General features: G+C 57.1%; 14 protein-coding genes and 1 tRNA gene. 5 read left to right on the top strand and 10 right to left on the bottom strand.

What is annotated here, in order from left to right:
- Positions 1-462 precede the first annotated feature (462 nt).
- The 5 genes from IM291_RS09485 to rraB all read right to left on the bottom strand — a co-directional run bounded on the left by IM291_RS09485 (position 463) and on the right by rraB (position 4102).
- On the bottom strand, positions 463-1728 hold the full coding sequence (locus tag IM291_RS09485) for an integrase arm-type DNA-binding domain-containing protein (RefSeq protein WP_192986720.1): 1266 nt from the start codon (positions 1726-1728) through the stop codon (positions 463-465).
- A 198-nt stretch (positions 1729-1926) separates the two neighbouring features.
- Positions 1927-2011: transfer RNA gene (locus IM291_RS09480), tRNA-Leu, on the bottom strand.
- Positions 2012-2117: 106 nt separating this feature from the next.
- Complete coding sequence (locus tag IM291_RS09475; RefSeq protein WP_192971532.1) at positions 2118-2840, bottom strand: topoisomerase II; 723 nt, start codon at positions 2838-2840, stop codon at positions 2118-2120.
- Positions 2841-2870: 30 nt separating this feature from the next.
- Positions 2871-3629 (bottom strand): tRNA isopentenyl-2-thiomethyl-A-37 hydroxylase MiaE, encoded by a 759-nt coding sequence (gene miaE / locus IM291_RS09470; protein WP_192986718.1) that lies wholly within the window; start codon positions 3627-3629, stop codon positions 2871-2873.
- 47 nt (positions 3630-3676) lie between these two features.
- The gene (rraB, locus tag IM291_RS09465) at positions 3677-4102 is read right to left on the bottom strand and encodes a ribonuclease E inhibitor RraB (protein WP_003862940.1); all 426 of its coding nucleotides are present in this window, start codon (positions 4100-4102) and stop codon (positions 3677-3679) included.
- A 99-nt stretch (positions 4103-4201) separates the two neighbouring features.
- On the opposite strand from rraB, the gene IM291_RS21910 reads away from it, so the two are divergent.
- The 5 genes from IM291_RS21910 to xynR all read left to right on the top strand — a co-directional run bounded on the left by IM291_RS21910 (position 4202) and on the right by xynR (position 7317).
- Positions 4202-4297 carry a hypothetical protein gene (locus IM291_RS21910; RefSeq protein ID WP_213083700.1) on the top strand — a complete coding sequence of 32 codons (96 nt, stop codon included), beginning with the start codon at positions 4202-4204 and terminating at the stop codon, positions 4295-4297.
- On the top strand, positions 4267-5271 hold the full coding sequence (argF, locus tag IM291_RS09460; RefSeq protein ID WP_050859691.1) for an ornithine carbamoyltransferase: 1005 nt from the start codon (positions 4267-4269) through the stop codon (positions 5269-5271). Before IM291_RS21910 ends, argF begins: the two co-directional genes overlap by 31 nt.
- A 277-nt stretch (positions 5272-5548) precedes the next feature.
- Positions 5549-5911, top strand: coding sequence for a hypothetical protein (locus IM291_RS09455; RefSeq protein ID WP_033144509.1), 363 nt, complete (start codon positions 5549-5551; stop codon positions 5909-5911).
- 1 nt (position 5912) lies between these two features.
- On the top strand, positions 5913-6365 hold the full coding sequence (locus tag IM291_RS09450; protein ID WP_192986716.1) for a DUF3828 domain-containing protein: 453 nt from the start codon (positions 5913-5915) through the stop codon (positions 6363-6365).
- Between the two features lie 190 nt (positions 6366-6555).
- Positions 6556-7317: a DNA-binding transcriptional repressor XynR gene (xynR, locus tag IM291_RS09445; protein WP_192986714.1), complete on the top strand. Its 762-nt coding sequence runs from the start codon at positions 6556-6558 to the stop codon at positions 7315-7317.
- On the opposite strand, the gene IM291_RS09440 is transcribed toward xynR, so the two are convergent.
- From IM291_RS09440 to IM291_RS09420, 5 genes are all read right to left on the bottom strand, one after another.
- Positions 7302-8912, bottom strand: a complete 1611-nt coding sequence (locus tag IM291_RS09440) for a glycoside hydrolase family 43 protein (RefSeq protein WP_192986712.1) — start codon at positions 8910-8912, stop codon at positions 7302-7304. The two genes, xynR and IM291_RS09440, sit on opposite strands and share 16 nt — an antisense overlap.
- Positions 8913-8923: 11 nt before the next feature.
- A complete protein-coding gene (locus IM291_RS09435; RefSeq protein ID WP_192986710.1) occupies positions 8924-10306 on the bottom strand; it encodes an MFS transporter in 1383 nt (460 codons plus the stop codon).
- Positions 10307-10532: 226 nt separating this feature from the next.
- Positions 10533-12500 (bottom strand): xylonate dehydratase YagF, encoded by a 1968-nt coding sequence (gene yagF, locus IM291_RS09430; protein WP_048999499.1) that lies wholly within the window; start codon positions 12498-12500, stop codon positions 10533-10535.
- A 14-nt stretch (positions 12501-12514) separates the two neighbouring features.
- Positions 12515-13423, bottom strand: a complete 909-nt coding sequence (gene yagE / locus IM291_RS09425; RefSeq protein ID WP_028015323.1) for a 2-keto-3-deoxygluconate aldolase — start codon at positions 13421-13423, stop codon at positions 12515-12517.
- A 202-nt stretch (positions 13424-13625) separates the two neighbouring features.
- Positions 13626-14078, bottom strand: a complete 453-nt coding sequence (locus IM291_RS09420) for a YhcH/YjgK/YiaL family protein (protein ID WP_045259600.1) — start codon at positions 14076-14078, stop codon at positions 13626-13628.
- Positions 14079-14407: the final 329 nt, after the last annotated feature.

The following is a 14407-nucleotide window of genomic DNA, read 5'->3' as shown; positions in this document are numbered from 1 at the left end:
TGGTTTATGTGTTTTAGTTGAATGATAAATAGACAGTATAAAATCCAATCCAATAGCCGCGTTCGAGCGATTAATTTTTTGATGAGCTCAACAAGCACGAGCAGCAATGTCGGCAAATCCACTTGGTTGCTGGAAGAATATGATACCTTCAACACCTAGCCGATTATCTCCACCGTTGGCAGAGAACCGTTCAGCGTTGTTAGCCAACAGTTATAAATTTTAATTAATGGCTAGAAGAATCTATCTCGGGGTAGATCATCAACATTACTTACTCTAAACCACGTTACACATGGCCTCCGGCGCAGCGAAGTCATCAAAAAAGAGTATTATAAAAATATGTTGAATTCCGCCTTTAAGGAGAAAGGTTGCCTGGCGGTCGTAATGCCGTTGACGATACAGCGCACAACACGGGTATAAACAGCCATTTCATTGATAAATAACTGAATGGCTGTTTATATTCAATCAAGATAAGGGTTCATTAATCTTTGCATAGAGATAAGGTGATGTGGCCTCATTGCGATTCGCATCAAGATAATCCGCCCACCACTGCAGCATCAGCCTACGCTCACCCAGATGCTCCGCCTTATGGATGTAAGCTGCCCGTACAGAACTACGCTCCTGGTGACTCATCTGCCGCTCCACCGCATCCCTCGACCACAATCCCGATTCAATCAAAGAACTACATGCCATTGTCCTGAAACCATGTCCACAAACTTCCGTTTTCGTGTCATACCCCATTACGCGTAGCGCCTTGTTCACCGTGTTCTCACTCATAGGCTGACGCGGATCGTGATCGCCCACAAAAATCAGCTCTCGATTCCCACTCATACTTCTGATCTTTTCCAGAATGGCCAGCGCCTGGCGCGACAAGGGAACGAGATGAGGTGTTCGCATCTTTGAACCACGCTGAGAATGTTTAACACCTTCCAGTGGTTCACGCTCACCAGGAATCGTCCACATAGCCGTTTCAAAATCCACTTCTGACCAGCGGGCAAAACGCAGTTCGCTTGAACGAATGAAAACCAACAATGTGAGTTCGACGGCTAATCTAGTTAACGGCCTACCGGAGTAGCGATCAATACGATGGAGTAACTCAGGAATGCGGTTGAGATCTAGCGCAGCGCGATGCTTTCGTTTAGCTGTTGCGATCGCACCAGCGATCTCTTGTGCAGGATTGTAATCAATTAAGCCGTTCTGTACCGCAAAGCGCATTATTGCCGTTGTTCGCTGTTGAAGACGCGCAGCCACTTCAAGGCGTCCTGACTTTTCCACCGCTTTAATTGGGACCAGTAAGTCACGAGTACCAATATCTTTGATATTTCGCTTCCCAACTGAAGCAAATAAATTGTCTTCGAGACTTTTCAATACACGAGCACTGTGCGACTCAGACCACTTTTGATTGCTGGCGTGCCAGTCTCTGGCGACCACTTCAAACGTTATCGCTTCTTGCTCTTGTTCTACCTTAACAGCTTTCTTGTTCTCACTGGGATCGACGCCATTCGCTAATAGCTTACGGGCCTCATCCCTGCGAGCTCTGGCATCTGCCAATGACACATCAGGGTATTTCCCCAGCGCCAGCATTTTCTCTTTGCCGCCGAAGCGATAGCGAAGCCGCCAATATTTGGAACCGTTAGGGTGAACCAGCAAAACCATGCCTTCACCGTCAGTTAGTTTATAGGCTTTTGCTTCAGACTTAGCCGAACGAACCTTCACATCACTCAGAGCCATGATGAGTATCCTTTCAAGGGTTCTGTGTGGGTACAAACATTATCGAACCGGGATATACCCGCAGTTGTACCCACATCAGTAAGTTGATGTAGATTGAATCAGGTTGACTTAGGTAGAGTGAAAAAGCGAGGAAAGCCTTGCGGATACTGGATTTCAGGCACAAAAAAAGACGTCCGTTGACGTCTATTGATGTTCCGATGGTGCCGAAGGCCGGACTCGAACCGGCACGTATTTCTACGGTTGATTTTGAATCAACTGCGTCTACCGATTTCGCCACTTCGGCACTGAAGGGGATGCGGAAACGTTGTGGATTATACCCGTCGCGCGCCGCCATGCAAGCGACGACGCGCTAAACCCGCGCTAAGTGCCCAAAAAACCAGCGCCCTTTGTCACTCCAGCTCAGACACCGCCAGCCGAATCACCCCTGCCGCCTTCTGCTCCGGCAGCGCCAGCACCTTCGCCCACATCTCCTGCACCATATCGCAGGAGAGCTTCTCTTTGCCCGCCGCCTTCTCCGGCATCTGCAACAGCTGGATGTCCTCGCCGTACTTATCAGCGAGTTCCTTCATAATCGGTCGCACATCCTCGACAGCCGCCTCGCGTTCGGCCTGCGTCACGGTGTGGCGATTTTTGCCGTAGGCCGCGCGCATCATGTCGGCATCGGCCTGCATGCGCCGCGTCATCAGGTCTTTATCCAGCATGCGCATCGGGTTCACGCCGCCCTTCACCATCGGGTAGAGGAAGCGGAAACAGGCGTCGTCGCTCACCTTCTGGATGGCGGCGGTCTGCTCCATGTTGATGGTCATGTAGTTCACCACGTTGGCATCCGGGGCATTTTGCAGGCGCGTCATCTGCAAATGCAGGATCTGCGGCTGGATGGTGTCGATAATGTGCTGCTCCGGCTCGCCGGCCTTTTGCAGGGCGGCCATCTGGTCGAGGATGCGCTGATGCAGCACAGGCTCCTGCTCCTTGATCACCTGCCAGGCGGGCATCGCGTTAAGAGCGGTATCAATTTGCGCTTCCGGAGCGCGCTGCCTGTCGAAGAAGACCCAGAACGCCACGGCGGCAGCCGCGACAACAACAATGACCGTACTGATCCACGTTTTTTTCATCTCGCATCCTTATCCTTGCGTTATGCCGGTTTACACCGGCACGCCGCTGTGGAAGCGAAACTCGTGGTCCGGTGTCGAGATAAGTGTGGCTTCAATTTCGCCAAAAAGCTGTATGCGCGGTGAGATATCGTCGTTGCTTACCTGCTGGGCCAGCGTCAGGTAGTCCTGGTAGTGGCGCGCTTCCGAGCGCAGCAGCGAGAGATAGAACTTCTGCAAATCATCGTCGAGGAACGGGGCCAGCGCGGCGAAGCGTTCGCAGGAGCGGGCTTCGATGTAGGCGCCGCAGATGAGCTTGTCGATCAGCGTCAGCGGTTCGTGAGTGCGCACTTCCTTCAGCATCCCTTTGGCGTAGCGGCTGGCGGTGATTTTGACGTACGGAATGTCGCGTGCCAGCATCGCCTCGCGCACCTGCCAGAAGTGGTGCAGCTCCTCTTTAATCAGCAGCACCATGCTGTCGATGAGCGCCTGGCCCCACGGGTCGTCGGTTTTGGGCATTACGCTTTTGCCAATCTGCTTATGCAGGGCGATGAAGTGCGGCTCCGGGCCGTCGCGGAAGGTGAACTGTTCGTAGGGCTTGAGCCAGTCGAGCAGCGCGTCGGCACCACTTTCGTCGGCGACGTATTTACGCACCAGCAGCAGCGCGGTCTGGGCGGCCTTGAGCTCGCACACCATATGGTCGGTGAGCAGCAGCGGCAGGTTCGACGGGTCTCGGGCTTTATCAATCCATGCTTGCGGGGTCGGGCACTGGAGGAAGTTGAGTACGGGGGCGAGTATCTGCGGGTAATCCATGGTTCTGCCTTGAAAAAAGCGGTGGCGCGCGCCACCGCCTGAAACGCTTAGTGACGCACGCCGTCGTCGTCTTCGTCGACGTAATCTTCGTCGTCGCCCTCTTCGCCGTCTTCACCGTTTGGATCTTCGAAGTAGGTTCCCCAGCCGTCGTACTCCACTTCAAACTTCTCGGCCAGGTTCATCAGCTGTTCTACCTGCGCGTCGATCAGCTCCGCCTTCAGCGCGCCTTCGCTCAGGATGTCGCAGCAGATGACGGTGTCGCCCTCTTCCACTTCCAGCTCTTCCGGCTCGGTCACTTCGTAACCCAGCTTGAAGGCTTCTACGGCCATTTTTTCCAGCGCGTCGAAATCATCCGCAGAGAAATGGTGCTCGATGGTGTACAGCGCGTCCGGATCGCTACCGTCTTCCAGCAGTTCTTCAATAATCAGACGCGTCTCTTCGCGTTGCTCTTCCAGTAATTCCGGGTTTGCCATGGCTCAATCCTCTTTAAAGTGCGGCAGATACTTCTATTTTCACACACGGACGGGTTTGCCTCCACCTTTGTTGGAAAGATTTGTGAAACGGGGTTGCAAATGAATAATTACACATATAAAGTGAATTTTAATTCAATAAGTGGCGTTCGCCATGCGAGGATAAAATGTCTGATCTGTACAAGAAACACTTTCTGAAATTGCTCGACTTTACCCCTGCACAGTTGACTTCTCTGCTGACCCTTGCCGCACAGCTCAAAGCCGATAAGAAAAATGGCAAGGAAGTACAGAAGCTTACCGGTAAAAATATCGCGCTCATCTTCGAAAAAGACTCGACCCGTACACGATGCTCTTTCGAAGTTGCCGCATTTGACCAGGGCGCACGCGTCACGTATTTAGGGCCGAGCGGCAGCCAGATTGGGCATAAAGAGTCAATTAAGGACACCGCGCGCGTGCTCGGGCGGATGTACGACGGCATTCAGTATCGCGGCCACGGCCAGGAAGTCGTCGAGACGCTGGCGCAGTATGCGGGCGTGCCGGTGTGGAACGGGCTGACCAACGAGTTCCACCCGACCCAGCTGCTGGCGGACCTGCTGACCATGCAGGAGCACCTGCCGGGCAAGGCGTTTAACGAGATGACGCTGGTCTACGCGGGCGACGCGCGCAACAACATGGGCAACTCAATGCTGGAAGCGGCGGCGCTGACCGGGCTGGATCTGCGCCTGGTGGCCCCGAAGGCCTGCTGGCCGGAAGAGAGCCTGGTGGCGGAGTGCAGCGCGCTGGCGGAGAAGCACGGCGGGAAGATCACCCTGACGGAAGACGTGGCGGCGGGCGTGAAGGGCGCGGACTTTATCTATACCGACGTCTGGGTGTCGATGGGCGAAGCCAAAGAGAAGTGGGCGGAGCGTATTGCCCTGCTGCGCGGGTATCAGGTGAATGCGCAGATGATGGCGCTCACCGGCAACCCGGACGTGAAGTTCCTGCACTGTCTGCCCGCGTTCCATGACGACCAGACCACGCTCGGCAAGCAGATGGCGAAGGAGTTCGACCTGCACGGCGGGATGGAGGTGACGGACGAGGTGTTTGAGTCGGCGGCGAGCATCGTGTTCGACCAGGCGGAAAACCGGATGCATACGATTAAGGCGGTAATGGTGGCGACGCTTGGGGAGTGATTGGCTCGTCTGCGGTCTGGTGCCCTCACCCCGGCCCTCTCCCACAGGGAGAGGGAGAAAACCCTAAAATATGACAACAGCGTTATGGTCTGGCAGAAAACTATTTTTACTGCCGCTTTCTCAGATAGACATTAACCATAATAAGTATTTATGTTTTTATTAACCATTATTTATTGAGCAGATAGTGGTTAACATCAGGTCATTATCAATTACAAAATACCGTATTTTATCGGCGTAATATTTCCTTATTGTTGCATTTCGTTAATGAGGATTATTTATGTCATGGAATAAGCATGAAGCTGTGTCGTATGCCCGCAGCCACGCACATCATAACAGTACCGGTTACTGCGCCCGCGCGGTTGCTGCAGCTATCCGTGCCGGAGGACTGAAGATTGATGGCGCTGATGCAAAAAACTTCTGGCGTTCTCTTGAGAAGGCAGGATTCAGTAAAGTGTATGGCACCCCTATTGAGGGTGATGTTGCAGTCATTGACGCATTACCTGGAGCGCATCAGAACGGGCATGCTTGTATCTACGACGGATCGGGTACCTGGTATTCAGACTTTAAACAGAATAGCCTTTATCCCGGCCAGACATATCGGAAGATACAACCCAAAATCACCCTTTACAGGCACTATTGATATGAAAAATATCTTACTGCTTCTCTTCATATTCTCTTTTTCTGCAATGGCTGGCCATTCTGATCCGATTGAGCGTGCTGTAAAATTTAACAGCTGGTACGTAAATCAAATCAACAAAGACGTATTTCCCATCACTGATGGAAACGAAATAGATAAATATGTCACAGCATCAACAATGAAAAAACTCCGTCACGCGCAGGATCCTCGCTATGCAGACGAAGACTTTTACGAGGCTGATATATTTTTAAAAGCGCAATACGTCGGCGATGACTGGCCGCAGAATGTAACAGCCATAGCCGGGGATACCGATCCAGTCTGTGTCAACGTATATATTGCATTCGGTAAAAAGCAGGACCACATAGTCATAGACTGCATGGTTAAAGAAAACAACTTATGGAAGGTGCAGTCGGTTTCTGCTGTTGAATTCTCAAGAAACCTGACTATACCGAACTGAGCCAAACGTACTGACATGATATTGGATCGGTGCGATCTTCCTGCCGGGTGACACAGCGCTTACCCGGCCTACAAAACCCGTAGGCCCGTGCAAGCGAAGCGCCGCCGGGCAAACCGGCTCCATTTCATTGATTTTTCACCCCAAAAAAGGTACGTTTTCGCCTTAATTCCAGCGTGGACATGCCAGCATTATGCCGATTATTCAGTCTGTTGAACGTGCGTTGCAGATCCTCGACCTGTTCAACGAGCAGGCCACCGAGCTTAAGATCACCGACATCAGCAAACTGATGGGGCTGAGCAAGAGTACCCTCCACTCGCTGCTAAAAACCCTGCAGCTTCACGGCTATATCGATCAGAACCCGGAGAACGGCAAATATCGCCTTGGCATGAAGCTGGTCGAGCGCGGCCATTTTGTCGTGGGCTCCATCGATATTCGCCAGAAGGCGAAAGGCTGGCTGACGGAGCTGTCCCAGCGGACCGGGCAGACCACCCATCTGGGGATCCTGGACGGGCGTGAAGGGGTCTATATCGAGAAGATTGAAGGCAAGCTGGCCGCCATCGCCTATTCGCGCATCGGCCGCCGCCTGCCGGTTCACGCCACCGCCATCGGTAAGGTGTTGATTGCCTGGCTGGGCGAGACCGAGCTTAACGCCCTGCTTGAGGGCTATCAGTACACCACCTATACCCCTTCAACCCTTGCCTCTCGCGAAGCCTTAATGAGCGCCCTGACGCAGACCCGTGAGCAAGGTTACGCCCTGGACAGCGAAGAGAACGAGCAGGGCGTGCGCTGCGTGGCGGTGCCGGTGTGGAACCACGAGCCCCGCGTGATTGCCGCCCTGAGCCTGTCGACGCTGACCTCCCGCGTGGACGACGCTGAGCTGGCTAATTTCCGCGAGCAGCTTCAGCAGGCCGGGCTCGAGCTGTCACGTGCGCTGGGCTATACCGGCTCGTAGGTGAAGTAGTCGAAGTCCGCGTGACAGCCGTCACCGCTGATGTCCTCGCAGTGCAGCCCCACAAACGCGCCGGTAAAGAAGCCGCGCCCGCCGATGTAGTCATCCGACAGCTTCCAGGCCTCATACGTCACCGGCACGGCGTGCCACGTCTCGCCGTCGAACGAGTAGCTGTAGCGGTAGACTAGCGTATCCACGTCCACCCGCAGCCAGACGCTCTCCGCATGTTCCGGCACCGGAATGGGCTGCTCGTGCAGCGGCCACGACGGCACGTTGTGGTCGAGCTGGATCACCTTGATGGTTCTCCCCTGACCCTCCTCGTAATCCATAAAGCAGTAGCTCCAGTTTTTGCTGTTGTAGTAGCAGGTCAGCCCGGCGCTCTGCTGGAAGTGGATCGGCGAGAACTGCATCCGCGTCTCGGCACGGAAGGTGAAGTGCTGCCAGCGGCGCGCCACGGTCGATTGGGTGAAGGTCGAGTTGAGCGAGTCGTTGCCGTAGAGCCGTAAGAAGCCCGGGCGCGCGGTGAGCGAGCCGAGGGTGTCGTCGAACGGAATGCGCAGGGTCTGCAGTTCCGGGTCAAGCGTGCTGCCGTCGAAATCCTCCCGCCAGTTACCCTGAGCGGCTGCGGGCTGCTCCGCCACCTGTGGGCGGGGCACGGTCAGCTGCGCGTGCTTGCCGCCTTCCACGTACGGCCAGCCGTCGCGCCACGCAATACGGGCGATGCCGGTCTCGCGCCCCAGCGGGCAGTAGCCGCGCCCGCTGGAGGCCAGCAGTGGCACGCCGGGCAGGCGCAGCGGGCGGCTGGTGAGGTAGGCCATATACCATTCTCCCGTATGGGTTTGCAGCAGCGAGCCGTGGCCGCTCTTCTGCAGCGGGTTCTCCGGCAGGTGCCAACTGGTCATCATCGTTACGTCCGGGTGCAGCTCGTAGGGCCCGTCGATATTTTTGGAACGCAGTACCACGACCGCGTGCTCGTAGCTGGTGCCGCCCTCGGCAACCATCAGGTAGTACCAGCCCGCGTGGCGATAAAGATGTGCTCCTTCGGTGTAGCAGAGCGGCGTGCCGGTAAACAGGGTTTTGCGCTCGGGCGAGAGCGTGCCGGTCTGCGGGTCAAACTCCTGCATCACGATGGTGTTGTGCGGGTTGCTATGGTGGCGCGGCCCCCACGGGCGGTAGAGGTAGTACTTGCGGCCATCGTCGTCGTGGAACAGGGACGGGTCAAACCCGCCGTTGCCCATCGGGATCGGCTCGCTCCACGGCCCTTCGATGGACGGCGCGGTAACGAGGAAGTTGCGGCCATTTTTCCACGGCGAGTCGACAATCTTCACGTCGGTATAGAGCAGCCAGAACTTGCCGTCTGCGTAGCTCAGGCAAGGCGCCCAGATGCCGCCGGAGTCCGGGTTGCCCTTCATGTCCAGCATCGACACGCGGTCCAGTGGCGTGCTGACCAGCGACCAGTTTTTCAGGTCGCGGGAGTGGTAGATGCGCACGCCCGGGAACCACTCGAAGGTCGAGGTGGCGATGTAGTAGTCCTCGCCCTGACGGCAGAGAGACGGGTCCGGGTTGAAGCCGGTCAGGATCGGGTTAGTAATTTCCATGTTGCCTCCGGTTAATGGGATGCGGCTGTCGCGGCGTCGGGTACGGCATCGCCCTGCGCCGCGCGGTGTTTGATCAGCTGCTGGCTGATGGCCTCCACGCGGTCGTCGGTGAGCTTGTAGAACGACAGCATGATGAACATGCCCGCGTAGAGCACCACCGGCACCACACAGAACAAAATTTTGATGGTGGTGAGCACCTCAACCGGCTGCACGCTGCTGCTGGCGGAGTAGTTCACCCAGGCCAGGATCCAGCCCACCACCGCCCCGCCAATCGCCAGGCCAATCTTCAGGCTGAACAGATAGGTGGAGAACACCAGCCCGTCGAGGCGACGCCCGCTGCGGCTCTCCTCGTAATCCACCACGTCGGAGGCCATCAGCCACTGTAGCGGCGTGGTGGTGTTAAAGACGAACAGGAACAGGATGTTGAGGGCGAAAATCAGCGCGATGTGCTCGGCCGGGGTGAAGAAAATCAGCAGGCTGATGAGCGAGTAAGCGACGATGATCCACTTAAAGGCGGTGACGCGGTCGAAGCGGCCCAGCAGGCGGGACGAGCAGAGCGAGCCGAACATGGTGGCGAGGCTGCCGTAGAGTAAAAACTGGGTCGCCATCTCCGGATGATCCATCACGTATTTCATGAAGTAGAGCGTCGCCCCGCCGCGCACCACGTTGGAGCAGGTCGCCATCATCTTGAACGCGCACATGATGCGCCACTGGCCGTTGCCGAGCAGCAGCCTGAGATCTTTCGCCACCGACGAGCCCGGCTGCACCTCAAAGGTGTAGCGCTCTTTGGTGGTAAAGAAGCAGACGTAGAGCAGCACCACGCCGGTCAGCCCCAGCACGCACATGGCGCCGAAATAGCCCACCTGCTCGTCCCCCTTGCCGATGATGCTGACCAGCGGCAGCGCGATGCCGCTGATGGCGAGCGAGCCCGCCGCGGCGAGGAAGAAACGCCAGGACTGAAGGGCGTGGCGCTCTTTCGGGTCGGCGGTGATCACCCCCGGCATGGCGCAGTACGGGACGTTAACGAAGGTGTAAACCAGGGTCAGGAGAATGTAGGTCGCGCAGGCGTAGATGATTTTGCCCTGCGCGGAGAAGTCCGGCGTGTAGAAGGTCAGCATGCAGACGATGCCAAACGGGATGGCGCCCCACAGCAGGAACGGGCGGAACTGGCCGTGCCGCGTGCGGGTGCGGTCTACCAGCAGCCCCATCAGCGGGTCGGTCACGGCGTCGAGCACGCGGGAGACTAAAAACAGCGTGCCCATAATGCCCGCGGAGAGACCAAACACGTCGGTGTAGAAATAGGCCAGCAGGAACATCGTGGCCTGCCAGACAAAGCCGCAGGCGGTGTCACCCAGCCCGTAGCCAATTTTGTCTTTCATGGTTAATTGCGTCATCAGAATTACACCCTTTGGTAGTGTGCTGAATTACAACATCGTGTTAATGGAGTGTAATGAGCTGTTCAATTAACCAGCAATGGTCATATCTTATTTCTGAATTATGTTATTTTGCTTTTGTGACGCCAACGATATATCGCAACGTATTGTTTAAATTAACAAATTACAGATGCGTAAAAGCCGCCCACGGAATATTTTCCGTAGACGACAATCGCGTGAAAAATAATTAAATGCCGAGCGCTTTTTTACCGGCGTTAATTACCTCAATAATTTTATCGGTGTCATAAATACAGCCTTTCCAGGTGCCGCCGCTCACCGACTGCAATGCCGCCCACAGCCGGGTATCGTCCGGCAAAAAGTCGTGAGCGTGCAGGTCCGGGTGCGTCTGCCGCCGAGCCAGCGCGCGCGCGCCCTCCTCCGGCGTCAGCGGGTTATCCGCCGTGCCGATAAAGTTCACGCTGCCTGTTAATGTCAGGCGGTCGACGGCAATCTCGATGATGTCGTTGTCGCGCAGCTTGCCAATCGGCCCACCCGCCAGCGCCTCCGGCGACACGTGGCCGAAACAGGCGCCCGTCGACACGCCCGAGAAGCGCGCATCGGTGATGAGCGACACCGTCTTGCCCCACGAAATATGCTTCAGCGCGGAGGTGAGCTGGTAGGTCTCCTCCATACCGGTGCCGGACGGCCCGCCGCCGATCACCACCATGATATCCCCCTGCTTAATCTCTTCCCGCTTGATGGCCTTGATCGCCTGCGCTTCCGAGACAAACACCCGCACCCGGCCGGTGTGGCGGTACACGCCATCGTCATCCACCACCGACGGGTCGATCGCTGTGGCCTTGATCACCGAACCTTCCGGCGCGATGTTGCCCGTCGGGAAGCAGACCGTCGAGGTCAGCCCTTTCGCTTTGGCCTTCTCCGGCGGCAGGATCACGTCATCCGGCTCCACGCCATCCTGCTCTCGCAGGCACTGGCGGAAGCGTGCCCGGCGCTCGGATGCCTGCCACCAGTCGAGGTTCTCGCCCACCGTCTGGCCGGTGACGGTCATGGCGTCCAGATGCAGCAGGCCGAGATCGCGCAGGTGGAGCATCACTTCCGGCACGCCGCCCGCGAGGAACGCGCGCACGGTCGGGTGGTAGTCCGGGCCGTTGGGCAGCACGCTCACCAGGCGCGGCACCTTACGGTTGACGCGCGTCCAGTGCTCTACGTCCGGAATAGTGCAGCCCGCCGCGTGGGCGATGGCCGGGATGTGCAGCAGTAAGTTCGTGGAACCGCCGAACGCCGCGTGGATCACCATGGCGTTTTCGATGGCTTTATCGGTGAGTATATCGCGCGTGGTGATGCCGCGGTTATCCAGCTCGCTCACCGCCCGCGCCGACTGGCGGGCGATCTCCAGCCACACCGCCTGCCCGGACGGCGCCAGCGCGGAGTGCGGCAGCGCCAGCCCCAGCGCTTCCGCCACCACCTGCGAGGTGCCCGCCGTGCCGAGGAACTGGCACCCGCCGCCCGGCGACGCGCAGGCGCGACAGCCGAGCTCGGCGGCCTCCTGCAAGGAGAGCTCGTGGTTGGCAAAGCGTGCGCCGATGGTCTGCACCTTGCCCGCATCTTCCCCCACGGTCGGCGGCAGCGTCGCCCCGCCCGGCACCAGAATGGTCGGCAGGTCGTGCATGGAGGCCAGCGCGATCATGGTGGCGGGTAGCCCTTTATCGCAGGTGGCCACGCCGATCACCGCCCGGCGCGTGGGCAGAGAGCGGATCAGACGGCGAAACACGATCGCCGCGTCGTTACGATACGGCAGGGAGTCGAACATGCCGTACGTGCCCTGCGAGCGCCCGTCGCACGGATCGCTGACGAAGGCCGCAAACGGGATCCCGCCGTTGCGGGTGATCTCCTTCGCCGCCGCCTGCATCTGCATGCCGATTTCCCAGTGCCCGGTGTGGTAGCCCAGCGCAACCGGGCGTCCATCTCCGGCGCGAATACCGCCCTGGGTACCGATAATCAGCACCTCTTTGCCGGTCAGCTTGTTGGCGTCCCAGCCCATCCCGGCGTTCTGCGTCATGCCGAACAGGTTGCCGCTGGGGGATTCCATCAGCATCTGCGGGGTCAGCGGCAGCGCGCCCTGCGGCCCCGCCGCGTGGGTGATCACCGCATAAAACGCATCGTCCTGCGGGGTGAAAATTTTCTCAATGGTCATCGTTATCGTCCGGCTCAGCAGAGCTTGAGCTGTTGCAGCAGGGTTTTCAGCTGCGCCTTACGCGGCTCGTCCAGCGGCGTGGCGGGCGGCAGCACGTGCGTGGAGACAGGACGACCACAAAGCACGATCGCCTCTTTAATGACGTTCACAAACGGCGTATCCAGCTGATACATCTGCGGGATTTGCAGCAGGGTCTGATGATACTCAGCCGCTTTCGCCACGTCTTTATCCCGCCAGGCTTTCAGAAGATCCACCGACACCTGCGGGGCGAAGTTGCCGCTCGCCGAAATCGCCCCGTCGCCGCCGAGCAGCAGGGTATTAAACAGATGATCGTCGTAGCCGCACAGCACGGTGAAGTGCGGATGAGCGGCTTTAACGGTGAGGATCATGCTGCGCAGGTGGGCGACGGAGTCGATGGTGTCTTTGATGCCGATAATATTGCTGCGCGAGTCGGCCAGGGTTTTCACCAGCGCCGGAGTCAGATCCTGCCCGGTCAGCGCCGGGAAGTTATAGAGCATCACCGGCAGCGTGACGCTGTCGGCCACCTGCTCGAAATAGCGGATCAGGTTCGCTTCCGACACCTTCCAGTAGTAGGGGTTGATCACCACGATGCCGTCCGCGCCCGCCTGCTGCGCGTGCTGGCTGAGTTCAATGGTTTCCCGGGCGTTGGTGCCGCCGGTGCCGATCAGCACCGGCACACGACGATCGACATGATCGATAGCAAAGCGGGCAATGGTTTTACGCTCTTCGGCGCTGAGCTGGGAGAACTCGCCGCCGCTGCCCAGGAAGAACAGGCCGTCAACGCCTGCTTTGATGAGATCGTCGATCAGCGCGGCGGTGCCCTGCTCATCAAGCTGGCCGTCGGCGGTAAAAATGGTGGAGACAGGGGGAATGATTCCCGTGAACAACGCGGACTGCGGCATGAGATCTCCTTGTTGAATCATTTTGTTCTATATTATAGAACAGCGTTCATTAATTTAACGATCATACTATGACGCAGAAAAAGGGGAGGTAAATGGGAGATGAGGAGGGAGTGCGGGAAGTTTAAGCTGGATCACATTATGCGTGGGTGCGGTCTGGTGCCCTAACCATCTCCCACAGGGAGAGGGTTAGGGTGAGGGGAAATTACTCCACCAGCATTTTAACAACCACTTTTCTGACCTTAGCAGGCTCCCCCACCGCGCACAGCGGCTTATGCACTTCACCCGGCCAGAACACCACAAAATCCCCTTCGCTCAGCACCACGGTTTTCTCCTGCTCGCCTTCCGGCAGGAACGCGATGTCTTTATCCGCCAGCCAATCGGTGTCCGGCGTGCCGTGCGGCAGGGTGCTGAACGTCATCCCTTCCTGCCCCTTCAGCACAATCTGGATATCCAGATAGCGCGCGTGGTACTCGGCGCGGCGCTCGGCGAACGGCTGGGCCATGTCTTCTGACACCAGATAAAACAGGCTGTTACCGTTGATGTCGTGCTTGCCGAGCGGTGTGGCGTCGGTGACGTGGGCTTTAACGTGCTCAATGGCCTGGCGCAGCGCGTCAGGCAGCCAGGACTGCAGATGGTGAATGTTTCCAATAATCATGTTTCAATCCTCAATATAAAACAATGTTTCATTTTTACCTTTTATACGAGAATCTAGGCTGCCATACCAGCCCTTTTTGGACGAGGTTTGCGCGAGCGCATGTTTATTGGGAAAGGTGTTAACCCACTGTTAATCCTGCCCAGGCAATTATGCAGCGGTTATGCATAACCTCATTTCGCGCGCGCTAAGGCTCTCACATAACCCACTGAAATAAAGAACATAATAACAAAACCCGCTGCCGTATCACATTTTACGACTTTGATAATTTCCGTTATAAGCCAATAATTATTTATGGATTTTCCTTAAGTCAAAAATAGTTAATTGTCATT

It is taken from the genome of Enterobacter cloacae complex sp. P27C, from assembly GCF_014895705.1.
Lineage (GTDB): Bacteria > Pseudomonadota > Gammaproteobacteria > Enterobacterales > Enterobacteriaceae > Enterobacter > Enterobacter bugandensis.
Note: the sequence above shows the minus strand (reverse complement) of the source record. Positions and strands in the feature narration are given on the sequence as shown.

Excerpts from the sequence above, each read along its gene's own strand:
- IM291_RS09485 (WP_192986720.1), bottom strand. The coding sequence starts at position 1,728 with ATGGCTCTGAGTGATGTGAAGGTTCGTTCGGCTAAGTCTGAAGCAAAA.
- IM291_RS09475 (WP_192971532.1), bottom strand. The coding sequence starts at position 2,840 with ATGAAAAAAACGTGGATCAGTACGGTCATTGTTGTTGTCGCGGCTGCC.
- miaE (WP_192986718.1), bottom strand. The coding sequence starts at position 3,629 with ATGGATTACCCGCAGATACTCGCCCCCGTACTCAACTTCCTCCAGTGC.
- rraB (WP_003862940.1), bottom strand. The coding sequence starts at position 4,102 with ATGGCAAACCCGGAATTACTGGAAGAGCAACGCGAAGAGACGCGTCTG.
- IM291_RS21910 (WP_213083700.1), top strand. The coding sequence starts at position 4,202 with ATGAATAATTACACATATAAAGTGAATTTTAATTCAATAAGTGGCGTT.
- argF (WP_050859691.1), top strand. The coding sequence starts at position 4,267 with ATGTCTGATCTGTACAAGAAACACTTTCTGAAATTGCTCGACTTTACC.
- IM291_RS09455 (WP_033144509.1), top strand. The coding sequence starts at position 5,549 with ATGTCATGGAATAAGCATGAAGCTGTGTCGTATGCCCGCAGCCACGCA.
- IM291_RS09450 (WP_192986716.1), top strand. The coding sequence starts at position 5,913 with ATGAAAAATATCTTACTGCTTCTCTTCATATTCTCTTTTTCTGCAATG.
- xynR (WP_192986714.1), top strand. The coding sequence starts at position 6,556 with ATGCCGATTATTCAGTCTGTTGAACGTGCGTTGCAGATCCTCGACCTG.
- IM291_RS09440 (WP_192986712.1), bottom strand. The coding sequence starts at position 8,912 with ATGGAAATTACTAACCCGATCCTGACCGGCTTCAACCCGGACCCGTCT.
- IM291_RS09435 (WP_192986710.1), bottom strand. The coding sequence starts at position 10,306 with ATGACGCAATTAACCATGAAAGACAAAATTGGCTACGGGCTGGGTGAC.
- yagF (WP_048999499.1), bottom strand. The coding sequence starts at position 12,500 with ATGACCATTGAGAAAATTTTCACCCCGCAGGACGATGCGTTTTATGCG.
- yagE (WP_028015323.1), bottom strand. The coding sequence starts at position 13,423 with ATGCCGCAGTCCGCGTTGTTCACGGGAATCATTCCCCCTGTCTCCACC.
- IM291_RS09420 (WP_045259600.1), bottom strand. The coding sequence starts at position 14,078 with ATGATTATTGGAAACATTCACCATCTGCAGTCCTGGCTGCCTGACGCG.